The organism is Nocardia sienata NBRC 100364 (assembly GCF_001613205.1).
GTDB classification, from domain to species: domain Bacteria; phylum Actinomycetota; class Actinomycetes; order Mycobacteriales; family Mycobacteriaceae; genus Nocardia; species Nocardia sienata.
Map to the genome: position 1 here is coordinate 118,355 of NZ_BDBX01000019.1, position 19,447 is coordinate 137,801.

The following is a 19,447-nucleotide window of genomic DNA, read 5'->3' on the forward strand; positions in this document are numbered from 1 at the left end:
CCCGGGCCGGATGCCGAGCCCGAAAGGTGATCGCAACAATGCCACGTACGCTGGCCGAGAAGGTATGGGAACAGCACGTCGTCGCCCGCGGCGAGGGTGAGGGCGAGGCGCGCGAACCCGATTTGATCTACATCGATCTGCATCTGGTGCACGAGGTGACCAGTCCCCAGGCCTTCGACGGTCTGCGGGCCGCCGGACGTCCGGTGCGTCGTCCCGACCTCACCATCGCGACCGAGGATCACAATGTCCCGACCGTCGATATCGACAAACCCATCGCCGACCCGGTGTCGCGGACCCAGGTGGAGACGCTGCGGCGCAACTGCGCCGAATTCGGCGTGCGGTTGCACCCCATGGGCGACCGGGAGCAGGGCATCGTCCACGTCGTGGGACCTCAGCTGGGGCTGACCCAGCCCGGCACCACCGTGGTCTGCGGGGACAGCCACACCTCGACCCACGGTGCTTTCGGCGCGCTGGCCATGGGCATCGGTACCAGCGAAGTCGAGCACGTGCTGGCCACCCAGACTCTTTCGCTGCGGCCGTTCAAGACGATGGCGATCACCGTGGACGGTGTGCTGCCGCCGGGGGTCACCAGTAAAGACCTGATTCTGGCGGTCATCGCCGAAATCGGTACCGGGGGCGGCCAGGGCTATGTGCTCGAGTATCGCGGTGAGGCCATTCGCAATATGTCGATGGAAGCGCGGATGACCGTCTGCAATATGTCCATCGAAGCCGGTGCCCGGGCCGGAATGATCGCCCCGGACGAAACCACCTACGAGTTCCTGAAAGGCCGCCCACACGCCCCGCAGGGCGCGGACTGGGATGCCGCGGTCGAGGCCTGGGAGGCGCTGAAGACCGACGAGGACGCGGTTTTCGACCGGGAGGTGCACATCGACGCCAGCGCGCTCACCCCGTTCGTCACCTGGGGCACCAACCCGGGGCAGGGACTGCCGCTGGGTGCGAATGTGCCGGATCCGGCGGAGATCGCCGACGAGACCGCGCGCGAATCCGCAGAGAAGGCGCTGCGCTATATGGATTTGACCCCGGGTATGCCGCTGCGCGAGGTTTCGGTGGACGCGGTGTTCGTCGGTTCCTGCACCAACGGCCGGATCGAGGATCTGCGGGCCGTGGCAGAGGTGCTGAAGGGTCGTAAGGTGGCCGAGGGCGTGCGAATGCTGGTGGTACCGGGCTCGATGCGGGTGCGAGAACAGGCCGAGGCCGAAGGGCTGGGCGAGATCTTCACCGCGGCCGGAGCCGAATGGCGGCAGGCCGGGTGCTCGATGTGCCTGGGAATGAACCCCGATCAGCTCGCTCCGGGACAGCGTTGCGCGTCCACCTCGAACCGCAACTTCGAAGGCCGGCAGGGCAAAGGCGGGCGTACCCATCTGGTGTCGCCGCCGGTGGCCGCCGCGACCGCGGTCCGCGGCACGCTGTCGGCCCCCGCGGACCTCGACTGAGCCCGTCTTATATCGAAACTCACTTATAGCCGAAACAGGGAGAAATACGATGGAAGCCTTCACCGTGCACAAGGGGATCGGCGTTCCGCTGCGCCGGTCCAATGTCGACACCGACCAGATCATCCCGGCCGTCTATCTGAAGCGCGTCACGCGTACGGGATTCGAAGACGGCCTGTTCGCCGCCTGGCGCGGTGACGAGGACTTCATTCTGAACACCGAGCCGTACAAGCACGGCAGCGTCCTGGTGGCCGGACCCGATTTCGGGACCGGATCTTCCCGTGAGCACGCTGTCTGGGCGCTCATGGACTATGGCTTTCGGGTAGTTATCTCTTCACGTTTCGCCGACATCTTCCGCGGTAATGCGGGTAAGGGCGGCCTGCTGGCGGCACGAATGTCACAGAATGATGTCGAAATGCTCTGGAAGTTGCTCGAGGAACAGCCCGGACTGGAATTGGTTGTGGACCTCGAGGCGCGCACGGTGACCGCAGGAACCATCGTGTTGCCGTTCGATATTGACGACTACACCAGGTGGCGCCTGTTGGAGGGTTTGGACGACATCGGCCTGACGCTGCGACGTAGCGATGTGATCGCCGAGTTCGAAAAGGCAAGGCCGGGTTGGAAACCAAAGACCCTGCCCGAACCTATTTCGCAGGCGTAATGTTCTCGGCCTCTTAGCGGCCCCCCAGATGTCGTGGTAGCTGTGCGTGTGCTAGACCACATGAATTTTGGCGTGGCACATAGACTCTTGCCCAATGTGGGTTTACCGTGGTACCTAGTCGGTCCGACGACGGGCCATTAGTCTGCGGAGGATTCAATGAACAAGGCGGAACTGATCGACGTTCTGACCGAAAAGTTGGGTACTGACAGGCGCACGGCCACCGCGGCAGTCGAGCATGTGGTCGACACCATCGTGCGCGCGGTACACAAAGGGCAGAGCGTCACCATCACCGGATTCGGTGTGTTCGAACAGCGTAAGCGGGCAGCTCGCGTGGCGCGGAATCCGCGTACCGGGGAAACCGTCAAGGTGAAGCCCACTTCGGTGCCCGCGTTCCGGCCCGGCGCCCAGTTCAAGGCGGTTATCGCGGGTAAACAGAAGCTCGCGGCAACCGGGCCCGCGGTGAAACGCGGTGTCAATGCTCCTGTGGCGGCCAAGAAATCCACAGCGAAGAAGACAACCGCGAAGAAAACCACCGCCAAGAAGGCCGCTACGAAGGCGCCCGCCAAAACAACGGCACGGAAGACGGCCACCAAGGCGCCTGCCAAGAGCACCGCCGCCAAGAAGACGGCCACCAAGACCGCGGCCCGCAAGACGGCGGTGAAGACCCCCGCCAAGGCCGCGGCCACCAAGAAGTCCACCGCCAAGAAGACCACCACGGCCGCCAAGTCCACGGCCAAGAAGTCGGCCACCGCGAAGCGGACCCCGGCCAAGAAGACGACAGCAAAAAAGGCTCGCTGACCCGCGGGCCAGGCGCGCCGGCGGCCCACTGATCCCGGCCGGGGTCCCACCGGATCCCGTATGCCCGGCCTGCCCGTGCGGCTCCGCCGCATCGTTCGACTTCGCCGGATCCCGGGTGCGTGCTCGCACCTGCGGACGGCACGAGACCTCCCGATCGGTTCTCGTCAGCGAGTCAGTGGGTGGTGTGACGACTCGGCGACTCGCAGATCCACACAACCGGAACGCCGGACGGACGAGCCCCCGGGCAACCCCCGGGGGCGTAGCCGTCTCTGCTGCACGGCGCCGGCCTCGGCGCGCGTCCTACGCGGTGACCGCGGGCGCGGTATCGACCGACAGGGAACGGTCGAGGTGATCGGCGGCCACCAGCCGCTCTCCCGCGAACGACAACACCCAGACCGACCCCTTACGGGTCCGCGCGGGTGACAACCGCATGCCGTCCTTTGCCGCCCACCAGCGGACCAGGTCCGGAATGGTGTCGCCCTGGCTGCACAGCACCCGGACACGCTGTGCCGAGACCAGCGACCGGATCCGGTCCCGGGCCTTGTCGGGATCGGCGGCGTAGCCGATATCGCCCAGCAGCGGTTCGATCTCCACATCGACGCCGAGTTCCTCGGCCAGCGGCGCCACCGTCTGCACACAGCGCAGCGGTTCGGCCGAATAGATGTCCTGCGCGCCGAACGCCAGCAGATTCGGGACCAGCGCCAGCGACTGCCGATAGCCGGCCAGTTCCAGCGGGCGCTGTTCGTCGGGACCCTTGTAGCGGTCGCGTCGTCCGGCCTTGGCGTGGCGCACCAGCAGCACGGTGTGCGTGTCGGCGGGGAGCCGGGTGAACGCTCGCACGATCTGGCGGTCCATCGGATACGACAGCTCCGACATCACCGTGTCCAGCGAGCACCAGGTGAGTTCGTCGACCTCGCTGTTGGCGCTGAATTTCCCGTCGACGACCTCGGCGGCCCAGTAGTCGACCCGTTTCATCTTGCGGTGCCCGGTGACAGGATAGGTCACTTTGCCGAGATAGCGGCCCAGCCGGGGCCGGAGTCCGGTTTCCTCCTCGGTTTCCCGGAACGCGGCCAGTACCGGCGACTCGCCGGGATCGAGTTTGCCCTTGGGCAGCGACCAGTCCTGGTATTTGGGGCGCCGGATGACCGCGATCTCGATACCGCCCGCGGAACCGGATGCGTGCCGCCACAACACGGTGCCCGCCGCGTGGATATTGGGTGCTGTCCGGGGATCCGGATAGGCCGGCGGGGTATGCGTATCGTTCACTGCTGATCCGGACGGCGTAGTCGCATGAGCGCCACCTGATGATCGCGGACTTCGACACCGTCACCCTCGGCACCGTCCCGGCCGGGGCTGGATTTCCAGTTGCCGTCGGCGTCCAGCACCCAGCATCGCGTCATCGGGTGCAGGGCGGATTCGAAGATATCGTCCAGCCGCTCGCACAGCCTGGGGTCCTTCACCTGGGCCATGACCTCCACCCGGCGGTCCAGATTGCGGTGCATCATATCGGCGCTGCCGATCCAGAACTCGTTCTGGGCCCGGAAGTTGAGGATCCGGGAATGCTCGAGTACGCGGCCCAGAATGGAGCGGACCTCGATGTTCTCGCTCATTCCGGGAACCCCCGCCCGCAACCCGCAGATACTGCGCACCACGATTCGCACCGGCACCCCCGCCTGGGAGGCGCGGTAGAGCGCGTCGATGATCTGCTCGTCGACCAGCGCATTGGCCTTCAACCGGATTCCGGCTTCGGCACCGGAGCCGGCGAGTTCGATCTCCCGTTCGATCCGGGCGATGATCCCGGCGCGGATACCGTTCGGGGCCACCAGCAGGTTGCGGTAGTCCGATTTACGGGAGTAGCCGGTGAGTGAATTGAACAGATCGGTCAGATCGGCACCAATTTCGGGTGCCGCGGTGAGCAATCCGACATCCTCGTACAGGCGGGCGGTCTTGGGGTTGTAGTTCCCGGTGCCGATATGGCAGTAGCGCCGGATGGTGGAACCCTCGCGGCGCACCACCAGGCAGGTCTTGCAGTGGGTCTTCAGCCCGACCAGGCCGTAGACCACGTGCACGCCCGCCTGTTCCAGGGTGCGCGCCCATTTGATGTTGGCCTGCTCGTCGAACCGGGCCTTGATCTCCACCAGCGCCACCACCTGTTTGCCCGCCTCGGCGGCATCGATGAGGGCGTTCACGATGGGGGAGTCGCCGGAGGTCCGGTACAGGGTCTGCTTGATGGCCAGCACCTGCGGATCGGCGGCGGCCTGTTCGATGAAACGCTGCACACTGGTGGAGAACGAATCGTAGGGGTGGTGCACCAGTACATCGCCCTCACGCAGCGCCTGGAACACATTGCGCGGTGTTTCCCGTTCGCCGAACGCGGGCGGCGTCGCGGGCACATAGGGTGCGTCCTTGAGGTTCGGCCGGTCCACCCCGTACACCTGCCACAGGCAGGACAGATCCAGCAGCCCGGGGACCTGGATGACGTCGGCGGGATCGACCTCGAGCTCGCGCAGCAGCAGATCGAGCATGTGCTCGGTCATATCGTCGGAAACCTCGAGCCGGACCGGGGAACCGAAGCGGCGGCGGGCGAGTTCGCGCTCCAGCGCCTGCAACAGGTCCTCGTCGCGATCCTCGTCGACCTCGAAATCGGCATTGCGGGTGATGCGGAACGAATGGTGCTCCACCACGGTCATACCGGGGAACAGCTGATCCAGATGCGCGGCGATGAGGGCTTCCATCGGCAGGAACGCGGCGATACCGCCGCCGGTGGGTCCCGGTCGGCGCACTCGGACGAAGCGGTCCACATTGTCGGGGACCTTCACCCGGGCGAAATGCTCGCCACCGGTGCTCTCGTCCTGGACGGTCACCGCGAGATTCAGGCTCAGTCCGCTGATGTAGGGGAAGGGATGGGCCGGGTCGACGGCCAGCGGGGTCAGTACGGGGAAGACCTGATCCTGAAAATGCGCCGACAGTCGTTCCCGTTCGGCGTCGTCGAGGTCGGCCCAATCGATGATCTCGATACCCTCCGCGGTGAGCGCCGGGAGCACTTCGGTGAGGAAGACCTCGGCGTGCCGGACCGCGAGATCTTGACTGCCGGCCGCGATGAGGGCCAGTTGCTCGTTCGGCGTGCGGCCGTCGGCCGACCGCACCGAAAGCCCCGTTTCGGCGCGGCGTTTGAGACCGGCGACGCGGACCATGTAGAACTCGTCGAGGTTCGAGGCGAAGATCGCCAGGAATTTCGCGCGTTCCAGCAACGGCAGCGAACTGTCCTCGGCCAGGGCCAGTACTCGGGCGTTGAAATCCAGCCAGCTCAACTCCCGGTTCAGGTAGCGATCGGCCGGCAAACGTGGTGCGGTCCCGCCGGCGGGGATCGGGGTGGCGGCCGGAGGCGGGGTCGGGAGCACCTGCTGCTGCTTGATGGTTTCCGTATCGCTCACGCCTACGATCATTCCCTACGAACCGGCCATGGTGCATATGCCGTAGATGACTGTTATCTCGAGTTCACGCGGTGGCGGCTGCCCGTTGGCGCGGCCGATCGGGTCACGACCACCGGCCGCGCACGGGCGCAGCGATGGCGGAGTTACGCCTGACACACCTGGGAGACCACTTCGCGGACGGGAGCCGGCCAGCCGAGTTCGGCGAGCAGCGCGGCGGTATCGGGGCCGGTCCCCAGTGCCTGCACCGCCGCCAGATCCTCGGCGGTATCGACATCGTGGCGCAGGCCGGGCCAGTCCCCGTGCAGCCGGACCGCGCCGTCGTCGTGGTGGTGACGCGCCGAATCCCGCCCGAACCTGGGCCGTAGCGCGGTACCGGCCGGAGCCAGCAGCGCCGCGGTACCGGTGCCCCCGTGGTCGGCCACGAACGCGCGGGTGCGGTGGGCGGTCGCCAGGACCGCGGACAGTTCCGGCGTGCGCAGGGCCGGCAGGTCGGCCTGCAGGGCCAGGACGGTCACCTCGCCGTGCCGTACCCGTAGCGCCGCTGCCGCGGTGGACAGGGCGGTGTTGAGGGGATCGGGGTCGGTGGTGGCACTGCGGGGTTCGGGATGGACGGTGGCGCCGAGCGCGCGGGCCGCGCGGGAGACCACGGGATCGGGGGTGACCACGGTGATCGAGGCGATCTCCGGGGCCGCCGCGGCCGCGCGCACGGTATCGGTCAGCATGGCCAGGACCAGCCGGGACCGCTGAGCGGGGGCCAGGACCCCGGCCAGCCGGCTCTTGGCGCTTTCCAGGGTTTTCACCGCGATGACGGCGTGCACGGTGTGCGGGCACATGGCCCCATCCTGTCATGGCATATTGGGCTGATGACGAGGGCGGCGGTACTGGGTGCAGGATCGTGGGGCACGGCATTCGGGAAGGTGTTGGCGGAGGCGGGAACCGAGGTGACCATCTGGGCGCGCCGGCCCGAGGTCGCCGAGGCGCTGGCCACCGACCACCGCAACCCCTATTACCTACCGGGAGTGCAGTTGCCGCCGGTCGCGGCGACCGACGACTACGCGCGGGCCCTCGACGGCGCCGATATCGTGGTCCTCGCGGTGCCGTCGCAATCACTGCGCGCGAATCTGAAGATCTGGTCACCGGCCATCGGCTCCGACGCCACACTGCTGAGTCTGGCCAAGGGGATCGAAAACGGCACCCTGCTGCGGATGAGCGAGGTGATCGCCGAGGTCAGCGGTGCCGCGCCGGACCGGATCGCGGTACTGTCGGGCCCCAACCTGGCCAAGGAGATCGCCGCCGGGCAGCCCGCGGCCACGGTGATCGGCTGCGCCGATGCCGAACGGGCCGCCGCGGTGCAGCGCGCCTGCGTGACCGGTTACTTCCGGCCCTACACCAACACCGATGTGATCGGCTGCGAACTCGGCGGCGCCTGCAAGAATGTCATCGCCCTGGCCTGCGGGATCGCCTCGGGAATGGGTTTCGGCGACAACTCCCTCGCGGGGCTGATGACCCGGGGGCTGGCCGAGATCATCCGGCTCGGTGTGGCGCTGGGCGCCGAACCGGTGACCCTGGCCGGGCTGGCCGGCGTCGGGGACCTCATCGCGACCTGTACCTCGCCGTTGTCCCGGAACCGCTCCTTCGGGCAGGTCCTCGGTAGCGGTGGGTCCATGCAGGCCGCACAGGAGGCGACACACGGCCAGGTCGCCGAAGGGGTGAAATCGTGCACCTCGGTGCGCGCACTGGCCGCGGCGAAGAATGTCGAGATGCCGCTCACCGAGGCCGTGCACCAGGTGTGCCACGAAGGACTGGCGGTGCAGACGGCAGTGGAGAAGCTGCTGGGCCGACAGATAAAACCGGAATAGCCACACCGGTGGTCCGGCACGGTTGGCGGGTGCCCCGGCAGGGTACGGTTCGGTCATGAACCGGATCAGGGTGGCCGTAGTCTTCGGCGGACGCAGCAACGAGCACACGGTGTCGTGTGTGTCGGCCGGTGCTGTGCTGCGGAACCTCGATCCGGCGCGTTTCGACGCGGTACCGATCGGGATCACCCCGGAGGGCACCTGGGTGCTGGCCGGCGGCGACGCCGCCGAACTCGGCCGGCACGACCGTACCCTGCCCTCGGTCACCGGCGGCGGCCGGGAACTCATGCTGGCCGCGGACCCGAGCCGAGCCGGGACACTGGTGGCGCTGGACGATCCGCACACCGCCCTGGAAGCCATCGATGTGGTGTTCCCGGTATTGCACGGTGCGTTCGGCGAGGACGGCACCGTGCAGGGCATGCTCGAACTGGCGGGTATCCCCTACGTGGGGCCGGGGGTGCTGGCGAGCGCGGCCGGTATGGACAAGGAGTTCACCAAGAAACTCCTCGCCGCCGACGGATTGCCGGTCGGTGTGCAGGTGGTGTTGCGGCCGGGAACCGCGACCGTCACCTCCGCGGAGCGGGAGCGGCTGGGATTGCCGGTGTTCGTGAAACCGGCGCGCGGTGGTTCCTCGATCGGGATCACCAAGGTCACCGATTGGGCCGATCTGGACGCCGCTGTCGCCGCCGCACGCGCTCACGATCCGAAGGTGATCGTGGAGGCGGGCATCGTGGGCCGCGAGGTCGAATGCGGGGTGTTGGAATTCCCGGACGGCCGGGTGGAAGCCAGTGTGCTCGCCGAGATCAAGATGCCCGAGGATCTCGCCGATGCCGACGCCGGCGAGAAACCCGGGCCGGCCTTCTACGATTTCGACACCAAATACCTCGACGACGTCTGCGAATTCGATGTACCGGCCAAACTCGACGACGAGGTGTCCGACGAGGTCCGCGCGCTCGCGGTACGTGCCTTCCGCGCGCTGGACTGCCAGGGTCTGGCCCGCGTCGATTTCTTCGTGACCGAGGACGGCCCGGTGATCAACGAGATCAACACCATGCCCGGATTCACCCCGATCTCGATGTATCCGCGGATGTGGGACGAGACCGGGGTCGGTTACGGAAAACTGCTGACCACGCTCGTGGAAACGGCCCTCGCCCGCGGTACCGGGCTGCGGTGACCGGGCTCAGTTCGGCAGTTCGCCCGGGTCGATCGGGCGGGCCGGCAGCTGCGCGGTGAGGGTATCCGAAACCGCCTGCAGGGGCGTCGGGCCGGACCCGTCGGGAACCGTGAGGGCGATATAGGTTTCGCGATCCACCGCGAACCAGGTGGCCGTGGCGGCCGCGTCGTCGCGGACCTCGAACCACTGCACATCGTCGACCATCTGTAACGGGGACGCCCGGTTGAACTCCAGGGGGCGGTCGAGTCCGCAGCGCAGCACGATCGGTTCACCGCCTTCGGGCCGCTGCCAGGCCGTCGTCGCCGGCGGCACCGGTTCGACGAGGGTGGCGCGGGTGTATTCGCCGAGGTCGGCGGGCAGTGCGGGCAGCAGGGTGGCACAGGCGGAACCGTCGGCCGCGGGCGCCGGAACCGGGCCCAGTGCCAGCGGTTCGCGTTCGACCGGTGTGCGCGCGGCGATGACCGCCGCGACCACCACGCCGATCAGCACCGCGATCGGCAGCGCGACCGCGGTCGCGATGAGCGCGGGCGAATATCCGCTACGCTCGGCGCCGCTGCTGTCCGGGGTATCGGTGTCGTCGTCCGGCGATGTCCCCGGCATCCTCGGCGGTCCTTTCGTCAGCGCGTACGCGGTGGGCGGGGCGCATGCGGGGTCCCGGCCGCCGCGCCTGGTCACCGGGCACAGGGTACCGTCGTGCGGGGAGCGGCGAAGTACCGGCCGGGCGCGCGGGATCGGGGAGCCGCGTCGTCGGGGGTGCGGCGGAGCGGCGTTCCGCCGGTGGATACACGGTCGGCGTTGTCCGGGCCGGCGAGGCGGCGGCCGGTGCCGTCGGTGGCAGCAGCGAGTGAGGAAGGTCCCACCATCAGTACAGGACCCACAGTGCGCGAGGTGGGCGAATTCGCCCTCATCGCCCGGATCAACGCGGGCCGGGAACAGGGGCCCGCCGTGCAGCTGGGCCCCGGCGACGACGCGGCGGTGCTGGCGGCGGCGCGTGGGCGCTACGTGGTGAGCACCGATATGTTGATCGAGGACCGGCATTTCCGGCTGGACTGGTCGCCCGCCGAGGACGTCGGCCGTAAGGCGATCGCCCAGAACGCCGCCGATATCTACGCGATGGGCGCCGAACCGGTCGGCTACGTGGTTGGCCTCGGGGTACCGGAACGGACCCCGGTGGATTTCGTGACCGGCCTCGCGGACGGGTTCTGGGCGGAGGCGACACGGGCGGGAGGCTCGGTCGCCGGTGGGGATATCGTGCGCAGTCCGCAGGTGGTGATTTCGGTGACGGCTTTCGGTGACCCGCTGGGCGAAGAACCGGTGACCCGATCCGGTGCGCGGCCCGGTGGGCTCCTCGCGATCGCCGGGCGGCCGGGCTGGTCGGCGGCCGGTTACGCCGTACTCGTGGGCGGGCACTCGCCGGAGTCCGGTCCGGGTGCGGCGACGGCTGTGGCCGCGCACCGTGCCCCGCGACCTGCCTACGACCTCGTTCGTGCCGCCGTCACCGGGGCGCATCCGCCGGTGGCGCTCACCGATATCTCCGACGGGCTTCTCGCCGATATCGGGCATCTGGCCGAATCTTCCGGAGTCGCCATCGATGTGCGTTCGGCGGCGTTACGCGATACCGAACTCGAGGAGTGCGCGACTTTCCTGGAAATCGATGCGCGGCAATGGATTCTGACCGGGGGTGAGGATCATGTGTTCGCCGGCGTCTGGCCGTCAGGGTCGCCGGTGCCACCCGGATGGACCGTCATCGGCGAAATCGAGGCCGGTCAGGGGGTGACCGTGGACGGCGCGCGGTACCGCGGTCCGCAGGGCTGGGAAGCATTCTCCGGGACGGACTCGGCGAATGTCGGCCACTCACGATAGGTTGTGCGGTCATGAGCACGAAACCACTCGTGGAAATCATCGATCCGGGCTGGGCGAAGGCACTGGATCCGGTCGCCGACCGTATTGCGGAGATGGGCGAATTCCTGCGTGCCGAGAACGCCGCGGGCCGCGGGTATCTCCCCGCCGGGGAGAATGTGCTGCGTGCTTTCCAGGAACCGTTCGAGGCCGTCCGGGTGCTGATCGTCGGCCAGGACCCCTATCCCACTCCGGGTCACCCGATGGGACTGAGCTTCTCGGTGGCGCCGAATGTTTCGCCGGTACCCCGCAGTCTGGCGAACATCTTCGCCGAATACTCCAAGGACCTGGGCCATCCCACCCCGAGCTGCGGCGACCTGAGCCCCTGGTCGCGCCAGGGTGTGCTGATGTTGAACCGGGTCCTCACGGTATCGCCGGGCAAACCGGCCTCCCATCGCGGCAAAGGGTGGGAGAAGGTCACCGAGCAGGCGATCGCGGCCCTGGTGGCGCGCGACGAGCCGCTGGTGGCAGTGCTGTGGGGCCGGGACGCCGCCTCGCTGAAACCGGCGCTGGCCGCGGCGGAGGTGCCCAGTATCGAATCCGCGCATCCGTCACCGCTGTCGGCATCACGAGGGTTTTTCGGCTCACGTCCGTTCTCCCGGGTCAACGAACTGCTGGACGAACTCGGCGCCGAGCCGGTGGACTGGCGCCTGCCCTGAGTGGGCGTCGAACGAGAAACAAGAAGAGGAGCACACCATGAAACTGCGCGGCATCACCGCCTCGCTCGCGCTGGGCGCCGCCCTGACGGGGGCGGCCGGAGCGACGGCCGGAGCGGCCCCGCTGACTCTGGAACCGATGAGTCCGGCGACCGAGCCCGCGGCCCCGATCGCCGAGGATTTCACCTCGAGCGGCTCGTCCACGATTTCGGCCTCGGTGAACGCCAAAGGCGCCTGCCTCTTCCAGCGGACCCTGAGCGCCATGGACCTGGACTGCTGATTCGCCGGTTCGTACGGCGTAACGCCCGCATATTTGCGATGCTGAAAATCGTGAGTAATGCGAACAATCTGCTCGATCCCGTCCAGCTGCGGTTACGCGGCCGGGGCGGGATCGAGCTCGTTGCGGACCAGTACGGCCCACCGGACGGCCCGGCCGTGCTCTTCCTGCACGGCGGCGGCCAGACCCGGCATTCCTGGAAACAGACCGGTGCCCAGCTCGGCGCGGCGGGGATCCGGGCGGTCACGCTGGACGCGCGCGGCCACGGTGACAGCCAATGGGCCTTCGATCGTGACTACCGCTACGAGGCCATGGTCGGCGATGTACTCGCGGTTCTGGACCAGCTGGGCGGTGGCCCGGTGGTGGTGGTCGGTGCCAGTATGGGCGGGATCACCGGTCTGCTGGCCACCGCGGCCCCGGGCGGCGACGCGATCGGCGCGCTGGTCCTGGTGGATATCGTCACCCGGCCCGAGCCCGAAGGCGTCAACCGCGTGCTCACCTTCTTGAGCAAGAATCCCGACGGGTTCGCCACCCTGGAGGAGGCCGCCGACGCCGTGGCCGACTATCTCCCGCACCGACCTCGGCCGAAATCCAACGCGGGACTATTGCGTAACCTGCGCAAACGTGAAGGTCGCTGGTACTGGCACTGGGATCCGGGCATTCTCGGCGACAAAGCCGCCGACCCCGACGAGATGGCCCGCACCCTGGAGGGCGCGGCACGGGCACTCGATATTCCGGTCCTGCTGGTGCGGGGGCTGCAGTCGGATGTGGTGAGCGCCGCGGGTGCCGCGGAGTTCCTCGAGCTGGTCCCGCATGCCGAGCTGGTCGAAATCGGCAATGCCGCACATACGGCCGCCGGCGACGACAACGACGCGTTCACCGAGGCGGTCGCGAAGTTCGTCACACGGGCTCGCTGACCGGGACCGGCCGAGCCCGCCACGGACGGCGGGCGGCGCGAATCCGGCCCCGCGCGGCCGCGGACGGTCAGCTCGGTCCGGAATAGTCCGGGGTGCGTTTGGCGAGGAACGCGTCCACACCCTCACGACCGGTCGGACTGCCCGCGGCCGCTCCTATCGCATCGCGTTCGGCGTCCAGTTGCTCGCCGAGGGTCGCGGTGGCCGACCGGCTCAGCAGCGTCCGGATCGAGGCGTAGCTCGCGCGTGGTCCGCGCGCCAGAGTGCGGGCGAGTTCGCGGGCGTCGTCGCGGACTGTCTCGTCGCTGCCGGCGATACGCGCCAGAATCCCGAGGCGCTGGGCCTCGGCGGCATCGAGTACGGCGTCGGTCAGCAGGATCTCGCGGGCTTTGGCCGCACCCACCAGCCGGGGCAGCGTCCACGACATACCGCCGTCGGGACTGAGTCCGACCCCCGGATAGGCGGGGCGCATCCGGGTACCGGGGCCCCCGATCGCGATATCGGCGGCACAGACCAGGCTCATCCCGGCGCCGGCGGCCCAGCCGTGGACCGCGGCGACCACCGGCACCGGCGCGCTGTCCAGCGCCCGGACGAAAACGTGCAGGGTATCGGCCAGTTGGTACAGGTGTGCGGCGCGGTCGGGCGCCGCCGCGAAATCGCGCACATCGCCACCGGCGCAGAAATTGGGCCCCGCGCCGGTGAGCAGTACGGCACCGATATCCGATCCCGGGTCGGCCAGGGCGGCGGTGCCCGCGGCGACCCCGGCGAAATCCAGTGAGGTGCCCTTGGCTGCGGTGGACAGGGTGATCTCCAGGACCCCGTCGTCGATGCGGACGTATTCGGCTTCGGTGCTCATGGCCGCGACATTACTGCGCGCGGCCGCGCCGGGATATCGCTACGGCCGCACCATGCGGATCTCGGTGGCCGTGGCGAAACGCTCGGCCCGCGCGGTGCCGTCGGGGACGAAACCGTATTTGGTGTAGAAGGCGCGGGCCCGGGGGTTGTCTTCGAAGACCCACAGCGAACACGAGCGCTCCGGTTCGAATACCGCATCCAGCAGGGCCCGGGCCAGCCCGCTGCCGTACCACTCGGCGCGGACGTACATGGCCTGCAGCTCCCGCTCGGCGACCGCGGGGGCGTCGCGGGGCGGGCCGTAATGGACGAACCCGGCGATATCGTCGCCCGATTCCGCGACCAGGATCCGCCCGCGGTGGTGGCCGGCGATGCGCTCCCAGTTCGCGGCGCGCCGATCGAGATCGAAGGCGGCCAGCACATGGTCGGGAACCAGGCCCCGATAGGCCTCGCGCCAGCAGGCGATATGACAGGCGGCCAGGGCCCGGGCATGGGCGGGTCGCAGCGCCGTGAGCGTCCAGGGGGCGTCCGCGCTGCGCGGATCACCGGCTCGGCTACTCATCTGCTGCTCCTTCGCCGGAAAGCGATACGACCTCGCCCCGGCTCCTGTGGTGGAGCCGGGGCGAGGTCGTATCGAAGAACTGAGAAACCGGTTACCCGGTGATCAGCCGCGGACCACCTTGCCCGCCTTCAGGCAGGAGGTGCACACGTTCATCCGGCGGGTGTTGCCCGGGGCGACCTGCGCCCGCACGGTCTGGATATTCGGGTTCCAGCGACGGTTGGTGCGCCGGTGCGAATGCGAGACCGATTTACCGAAGCCGGGGCCTTTGGCGCAGACGTCGCAGACGGCAGCCATAGTCGCGAACTCCTTCATGTCATCATGGGGGACCAGCCACCGGTACAGCGGTCGATCCTGGTCAATGTCGTCATGCCCGCCGACGAGCATCGGCGGATTCGATGACCATCGGAGAGCGCCGGCCGATAACGGCCGCGCCAGGCAACCCTGCAAGGGTAGCCCGACCCGCTGCGATCCACCAAACCGGGGCCGATCGATCACACCGCGGCCGAACCACCGACCCGACCGAGACACCATATCGCCGCGGCCCGGTCCGGGTCGCGGTGTCGGGAGCGGCCGCTAACCTGGCGTTCGACTTGTGCGACGACGAGGAACGAGGTGACGGTGCCCGAAACCCGGCAGGTGCGCGGCGATTCGCCGGCCATCGGTTCCGCACACGGCGGATTGGGCGGGGCCGAACTTCTGGCCTGGGGTCGTCTCTGCGTCACCGCGCTGGAAGAAAGACGCGCGGAGATAGACGCGCTCAACGTCTTCCCGGTACCGGATGCCGATACCGGCACCAACCTCCTGGCGACCATGCGCGCCGCCGTCGCGGAAGCGGACAACTCGACATCGGGCACCGCGGGAGAGCCGGAGGGGCCGGCCGCCCATCCGGTGGCCGCGGCACTGGCCCGGGGCGCGACCGCCGGAGCGCGGGGCAATTCCGGCATCATCGTGTCCCAGGTACTGCGGGGTATCGCGGACGCGACGGTGGACGGCGGGCTGACCGAACTGACCTATCGGGTCGCATTGGCGCGGGCGGCCGCACTGGTCCGCGGAAGCCTGAGCGATCCGGTGGAGGGCACCATCCTCACGGTTCTCGATCGGGCGGGGGCCGCGGCGGACCGCTGCGTCGAGCCCGGACTGGCGGCGGTGGTGCGCGCCGGCGCCGACGCGGCGGCGCGGGCGCTGGAGGACACCCGTGACCAGTTGGCGGTGCTGCGCGACGCCGGAGTGGTGGACGCCGGTGCCCGCGGGTTGCTGGTACTGCTGGACGAGCTGGTCACCGTGGTGACCGGCGAGAGCCCGGTGCGGGCCGCATACCCGGCCGCGGGGTTGCGCACGCCGTCGGCCCGGGCCGAATCGGCGCGGCGCTACGAGGTCATGTACCGGATCGAGGGGGCTCACCCGGATCTCGCCGCCGAACTGCGTGCGCGGCTCGCCGCACTGGGCGATTCGGTGGTGGTGGCCGCCGACGGCGCCGGTGGCTGGTCGGCACATGTGCACTGCGCGGACGCGGGTGCGGCGGTGGAGGCCGGGCTCGCCGTGGGCCGCCCGGTCGCAATCCGTATCGAGCACCTGATCGAGGACTGCGGCCACGGGACCGCCGGGCACGGCGGTCCGCGCGCCGGTGGCGCCGTGGCCACCGGGGTGCGCGAGGCGGCGGACAGCCGGCCGGTGCACGACCGGGCCGCCCGGCAGATCAGCGGGCGCACCGGCGAACCCGCCGATCGTGGGGTGCTCGCCGTCGCGGCCGGTGCCGGTGCCGCGTCGCTCTTCGAAACGGGGGGCGCGGTGGTGCTGAACGCCGAACGGACGCTGGAGTCGGCAGTGCTGCTCGCCGCCATCCGGCAGCTTCCGCATCGGGAAGTGCTGGTACTTCCCAACGGCGCGCTACCGGCCCACGAACTGGTGGCGGTGGGTGCGGCGGCGCGTGACGCGCATCGCGACGTGCTGCTGCTGCCCAGCGCCAGCATGGTCCAGGGCCTCGCGGCCCTGGCGGTGCACGACCGGGCCCGCATCGCCGTGGACGATGCCTTCACCATGTCCGAGGCGGCCGCGAGCACCCGCTGGGGCGCGCTGCGCCGCGCCCGTGGACGAGCGCTCACCATGGTCGGGACCTGCGCGCCCGGCGACGGACTCGGTCTCGTGGGCCACGATGTGGTGGTGATCGACCGGGATACCCGGGCCGCGGCGCAGACCCTGCTGGACCGGATGCTCGGGCTGGGCGGTGAATTGGTGACCCTGTTGGTCGGCGCGCACGCGCCGGACGGGCTCGCCGACGACCTCGCGCGCCATATCGGTGCCACGTTCCCCGGTGTGGAGGTCACGGTGTATGCCGGAGGCCAGCAAGGCGACCTGATACAGATCGGTGTGGAATGAGTATCCGCCGGACCCGCAGCCGCGGGCCGTGGGGACAGGAGTAGCGCGATGGCGACACTGAGCGACCGGCTCGACCATCTGCTCGGCGCGAAGGCCGCCGCGTCGCTGGCGGACGCGTTCGATATGCACACCGTGGAAGATCTGCTGCGCCACTATCCGCTGCGCTACGCCACCCAAGGGCAGCCGCTCACCGAGGAGGCGCCGGAGGACGGGGCGCACATCACGGTGATCGGGCGGGTCACCAAGGCGGATCTGCGGCCGATGCGGCAGCGGCGGGGGTCGCTGCTGAAGGTGGTGCTCGATACCGGCGGCGGGCGCGGTGTGGATGTCACCTTCTTCAACGGCGACAAGGTGAAATACGCGGTGCGCCAGGGTGTCCGGGCCATGATGTCGGGCACGGTCAACTACTGGCGCCCCGGTCAGTGGAATCTCAGCCATCCGGGTTATCTGATCCTGCCGGAGGCCGACGACGAGGAGCCGACCCTGACCACCGTGCGCGGTGGGGGTGACCTGCGTGGAATCGCGCAGAGCGCCAAGGGCGCCGACGGGGTGGACATGTCCTTCTTCGATCGTGAGTTCATCCCGGTCTATCCGGCCACGGCGAAGGTGCAGAGCTGGGAGATCCTGGCCTGTGTCCGGCAGATTCTCGATCAGCTCGACCCGCTCGCCGACCCGCTGCCCGCGCAGGTGCGCGACGAACGGGAATTGATGCCGGTAGGCGATGCGCTGCGCCTGATCCACCTGCCCGAACACACCTCCGATATCGAGCGTGCCCGGGAGCGGCTGCGTTTCGACGAGGCTCTGGCGCTGCAGCTGGTCCTCGCCGAACGCCGGCACGAGGTGGCGGGCCGTACGGCCCGGGCCTGCCCGCTGCGCGGGGACGGTATCGTCGCCGCCTTCGACGAGCGGCTGCCCTTCGAACTCACCGCGGGCCAGCGCGGGGTCATCGGCGAGATCTCCGGGGATCTGTCCCGGGAACAGCCCATGCACCGGCTGCTGCAGGGCGAGGTGGGTTCGGGTAAGACAATCGTCGCGTTGCACGCCATGCTGCAGGTGATCGACGCGGGTCAGCAGTGCGCACTGCTGGCGCCCACCGAGGTACTCGCCGCCCAGCACTATCGGTCGCTGCGGGCGATGCTGGGCGATCTCGGGCAGGCGGGGGAGTTGGGAGCGGCCGATACCGCCACGTCGGTGACGCTGGTGACCGGCTCCATGCCGGCCGCGACGAAACGGGCCGCTCTGCTCGCCGCGGTGACCGGGGACGCGGGCATCGTGATCGGAACCCACGCACTGATCCAGGACACGGTCGAATTCTTCGATCTGGGCCTGGTGGTGGTGGACGAACAGCACCGGTTCGGGGTGGAGCAGCGCGATGCGCTGCGGGCCAAGGCGAAAACGGGTTTCTCGCCGCATCTGCTGGTGATGACCGCGACCCCGATTCCGCGCACGATCGCCATGACCACCCTGGGCGACCTGGAGACCTCCACCCTCACCGAACTGCCCCGGGGCCGTTCGCCGATCCAGTCGAAGGTGGTACCGCGCCGGGTGCATCCCAACTGGGTGGACCGGGCCTGGGAGCGGATCACCGAGGAGGTCGGCGCGGGCCGGCAGGCCTATGTCGTGTGCTCGCGCATCGGTGACGACGAGGACGGTTCCGGGCCGCGGGGCAAGAAAGCCGCGGAGAAGGAGGCCCCGTCCACCCAGGCCGTGGTGGATGTCTTCGACCGCCTGCGCACCGGACCGCTCGCGCGATTGCGGCTCGGGCTGCTGCACGGACGGCTGCCGTCGGATGAAAAAGACCAGGTGATGCGCGACTTCAATGCCGGCGATATCGATGTGCTGGTCTGTACGACGGTGGTCGAGGTGGGCGTGGACGTGCCGAACGCGACCGTGATGGTGATCGTGGACGCCGATCGGTTCGGGGTGAGCCAGCTACACCAGCTCCGGGGCCGGATCGGGCGTGGGGCACATCCCGGGTTGTGCCTGCTCATCACCGATGCCGCACCCGGGGGACCGGCGATGACCAGGCTGGAGGCCGTCGCCGCCACCACCGACGGATTCGAGCTCTCGGTACTCGATCTGCGGCAGCGTCGCGAAGGGGATGTGCTCGGCGCGGCGCAGTCGGGCACCACCCGGTCGTTGCGCCTGCTGTCGCTGCTCGACGATCTCGAGGTCATCACCGTCGCCCAGGAACTGGCCCGCACTCTGGTCGAGCAGGATCCCGGGCTGACCCGGCACCCCGGCCTTGCGGCGATGATGCACGCCGCCGTCGATTCCGAACGCCTGGAGTACCTGGCCAAATCCTGATCGGCAGCACGGGAACCGTGCCGGGGCGCTCGGCGTCAAACCTGGCAACGGAATCGCCGAGGGGAAAGGGGTTGGCGTCATGCAGGAAAGACAGGGGTGCCGGTCGGTGCGGCGGGGGCCGTCCGTGCCGGCGCGGATCAGGCCGGTGCTGCGGGCGGCGCAGGCCTGCCCGCACTGTGTGGCCCGGCGGACGAAACGCCGCGAACCCGGGGCGGAAGAGCTGGAGGGCT

The 19,447-nt window shown here is 69.0% G+C and carries 18 protein-coding genes; 11 read left to right on the plus strand and 7 right to left on the minus strand.

What is annotated here, in order from left to right:
- The first annotated feature begins 38 nt into the window (after window positions 1–38).
- From leuC to NS4_RS12190, 3 genes are all read left to right on the plus strand, one after another.
- On the plus strand, window positions 39–1,454 hold the full coding sequence (gene leuC / locus NS4_RS12180) for a 3-isopropylmalate dehydratase large subunit (RefSeq protein WP_063059622.1): 1,416 nt from the start codon (window positions 39–41) through the stop codon (window positions 1,452–1,454).
- Window positions 1,455–1,503: 49 nt separating this feature from the next.
- Window positions 1,504–2,112 (plus strand): 3-isopropylmalate dehydratase small subunit, encoded by a 609-nt coding sequence (gene leuD / locus NS4_RS12185; protein WP_063059623.1) that lies wholly within the window; start codon window positions 1,504–1,506, stop codon window positions 2,110–2,112.
- A 156-nt stretch (window positions 2,113–2,268) separates the two neighbouring features.
- Window positions 2,269–2,910 carry an HU family DNA-binding protein gene (locus NS4_RS12190; RefSeq protein WP_063059624.1) on the plus strand — a complete coding sequence of 214 codons (642 nt, stop codon included), beginning with the start codon at window positions 2,269–2,271 and terminating at the stop codon, window positions 2,908–2,910.
- Between the two features lie 300 nt (window positions 2,911–3,210).
- On the opposite strand, the gene NS4_RS12195 is transcribed toward NS4_RS12190, so the two are convergent.
- From NS4_RS12195 to cofC, 3 genes are all read right to left on the minus strand, one after another.
- Complete coding sequence (locus NS4_RS12195; protein ID WP_063059625.1) at window positions 3,211–4,176, minus strand: NUDIX hydrolase; 966 nt, start codon at window positions 4,174–4,176, stop codon at window positions 3,211–3,213.
- Complete coding sequence (locus tag NS4_RS12200) at window positions 4,173–6,356, minus strand: RNA degradosome polyphosphate kinase (protein ID WP_063059626.1); 2,184 nt, start codon at window positions 6,354–6,356, stop codon at window positions 4,173–4,175. The genes NS4_RS12195 and NS4_RS12200 overlap by 4 nt, the downstream gene beginning before the upstream one ends.
- A 131-nt stretch (window positions 6,357–6,487) precedes the next feature.
- Window positions 6,488–7,177, minus strand: a complete 690-nt coding sequence (gene cofC, locus NS4_RS12205) for a 2-phospho-L-lactate guanylyltransferase (RefSeq protein WP_063059627.1) — start codon at window positions 7,175–7,177, stop codon at window positions 6,488–6,490.
- A 30-nt stretch (window positions 7,178–7,207) separates the two neighbouring features.
- Between cofC and NS4_RS12210 the strand changes: the two genes are divergently transcribed.
- Together NS4_RS12210 and NS4_RS12215 are read left to right on the plus strand one after the other, a co-directional pair.
- Window positions 7,208–8,203: an NAD(P)H-dependent glycerol-3-phosphate dehydrogenase gene (locus NS4_RS12210; protein ID WP_063059628.1), complete on the plus strand. Its 996-nt coding sequence runs from the start codon at window positions 7,208–7,210 to the stop codon at window positions 8,201–8,203.
- Window positions 8,204–8,258: 55 nt separating this feature from the next.
- Window positions 8,259–9,374: a D-alanine--D-alanine ligase family protein gene (locus tag NS4_RS12215; RefSeq protein ID WP_063059629.1), complete on the plus strand. Its 1,116-nt coding sequence runs from the start codon at window positions 8,259–8,261 to the stop codon at window positions 9,372–9,374.
- Between the two features lie 6 nt (window positions 9,375–9,380).
- Here the strand turns inward: NS4_RS12215 and NS4_RS12220 are convergent, their stop codons facing one another.
- The gene (locus NS4_RS12220) at window positions 9,381–9,974 is read right to left on the minus strand and encodes a DUF3515 domain-containing protein (protein ID WP_063059630.1); all 594 of its coding nucleotides are present in this window, start codon (window positions 9,972–9,974) and stop codon (window positions 9,381–9,383) included.
- A 231-nt stretch (window positions 9,975–10,205) separates the two neighbouring features.
- On the opposite strand from NS4_RS12220, the gene NS4_RS12225 reads away from it, so the two are divergent.
- Genes NS4_RS12225 through NS4_RS12240 form a run of 4 tightly spaced genes read left to right on the plus strand, consistent with a single transcriptional unit; the run spans window position 10,206 to window position 13,123 of the window.
- Entirely contained in the window at window positions 10,206–11,237 is a 1,032-nt protein-coding gene (locus NS4_RS12225; protein ID WP_245665311.1) for a thiamine-phosphate kinase, read from the plus strand.
- Window positions 11,238–11,248: 11 nt separating this feature from the next.
- Window positions 11,249–11,932 (plus strand): uracil-DNA glycosylase, encoded by a 684-nt coding sequence (locus NS4_RS12230; RefSeq protein WP_063059631.1) that lies wholly within the window; start codon window positions 11,249–11,251, stop codon window positions 11,930–11,932.
- Between the two features lie 37 nt (window positions 11,933–11,969).
- A complete protein-coding gene (locus tag NS4_RS12235) occupies window positions 11,970–12,209 on the plus strand; it encodes a hypothetical protein (protein ID WP_063059632.1) in 240 nt (79 codons plus the stop codon).
- Window positions 12,210–12,259: 50 nt separating this feature from the next.
- The gene (locus tag NS4_RS12240) at window positions 12,260–13,123 is read left to right on the plus strand and encodes an alpha/beta fold hydrolase (protein ID WP_063059700.1); all 864 of its coding nucleotides are present in this window, start codon (window positions 12,260–12,262) and stop codon (window positions 13,121–13,123) included.
- A 67-nt stretch (window positions 13,124–13,190) separates the two neighbouring features.
- On the opposite strand, the gene NS4_RS12245 is transcribed toward NS4_RS12240, so the two are convergent.
- From NS4_RS12245 to rpmB, 3 genes are all read right to left on the minus strand, one after another.
- On the minus strand, window positions 13,191–13,976 hold the full coding sequence (locus NS4_RS12245) for an enoyl-CoA hydratase/isomerase family protein (protein WP_063059633.1): 786 nt from the start codon (window positions 13,974–13,976) through the stop codon (window positions 13,191–13,193).
- A gap of 39 nt (window positions 13,977–14,015) precedes the next feature.
- Window positions 14,016–14,534: a GNAT family N-acetyltransferase gene (locus NS4_RS12250; protein WP_084487144.1), complete on the minus strand. Its 519-nt coding sequence runs from the start codon at window positions 14,532–14,534 to the stop codon at window positions 14,016–14,018.
- A 102-nt stretch (window positions 14,535–14,636) separates the two neighbouring features.
- A complete protein-coding gene (gene rpmB / locus NS4_RS12255) occupies window positions 14,637–14,828 on the minus strand; it encodes a 50S ribosomal protein L28 (protein WP_011210730.1) in 192 nt (63 codons plus the stop codon).
- A gap of 324 nt (window positions 14,829–15,152) precedes the next feature.
- Between rpmB and NS4_RS12260 the strand changes: the two genes are divergently transcribed.
- Together NS4_RS12260 and recG are read left to right on the plus strand one after the other, a co-directional pair.
- Window positions 15,153–16,910 carry a DAK2 domain-containing protein gene (locus NS4_RS12260; RefSeq protein WP_439955779.1) on the plus strand — a complete coding sequence of 586 codons (1,758 nt, stop codon included), beginning with the start codon at window positions 15,153–15,155 and terminating at the stop codon, window positions 16,908–16,910.
- 48 nt (window positions 16,911–16,958) lie between these two features.
- The gene (recG, locus tag NS4_RS12265; protein WP_063059634.1) at window positions 16,959–19,217 is read left to right on the plus strand and encodes an ATP-dependent DNA helicase RecG; all 2,259 of its coding nucleotides are present in this window, start codon (window positions 16,959–16,961) and stop codon (window positions 19,215–19,217) included.
- The last annotated feature ends 230 nt before the right edge of the window (window positions 19,218–19,447 follow it).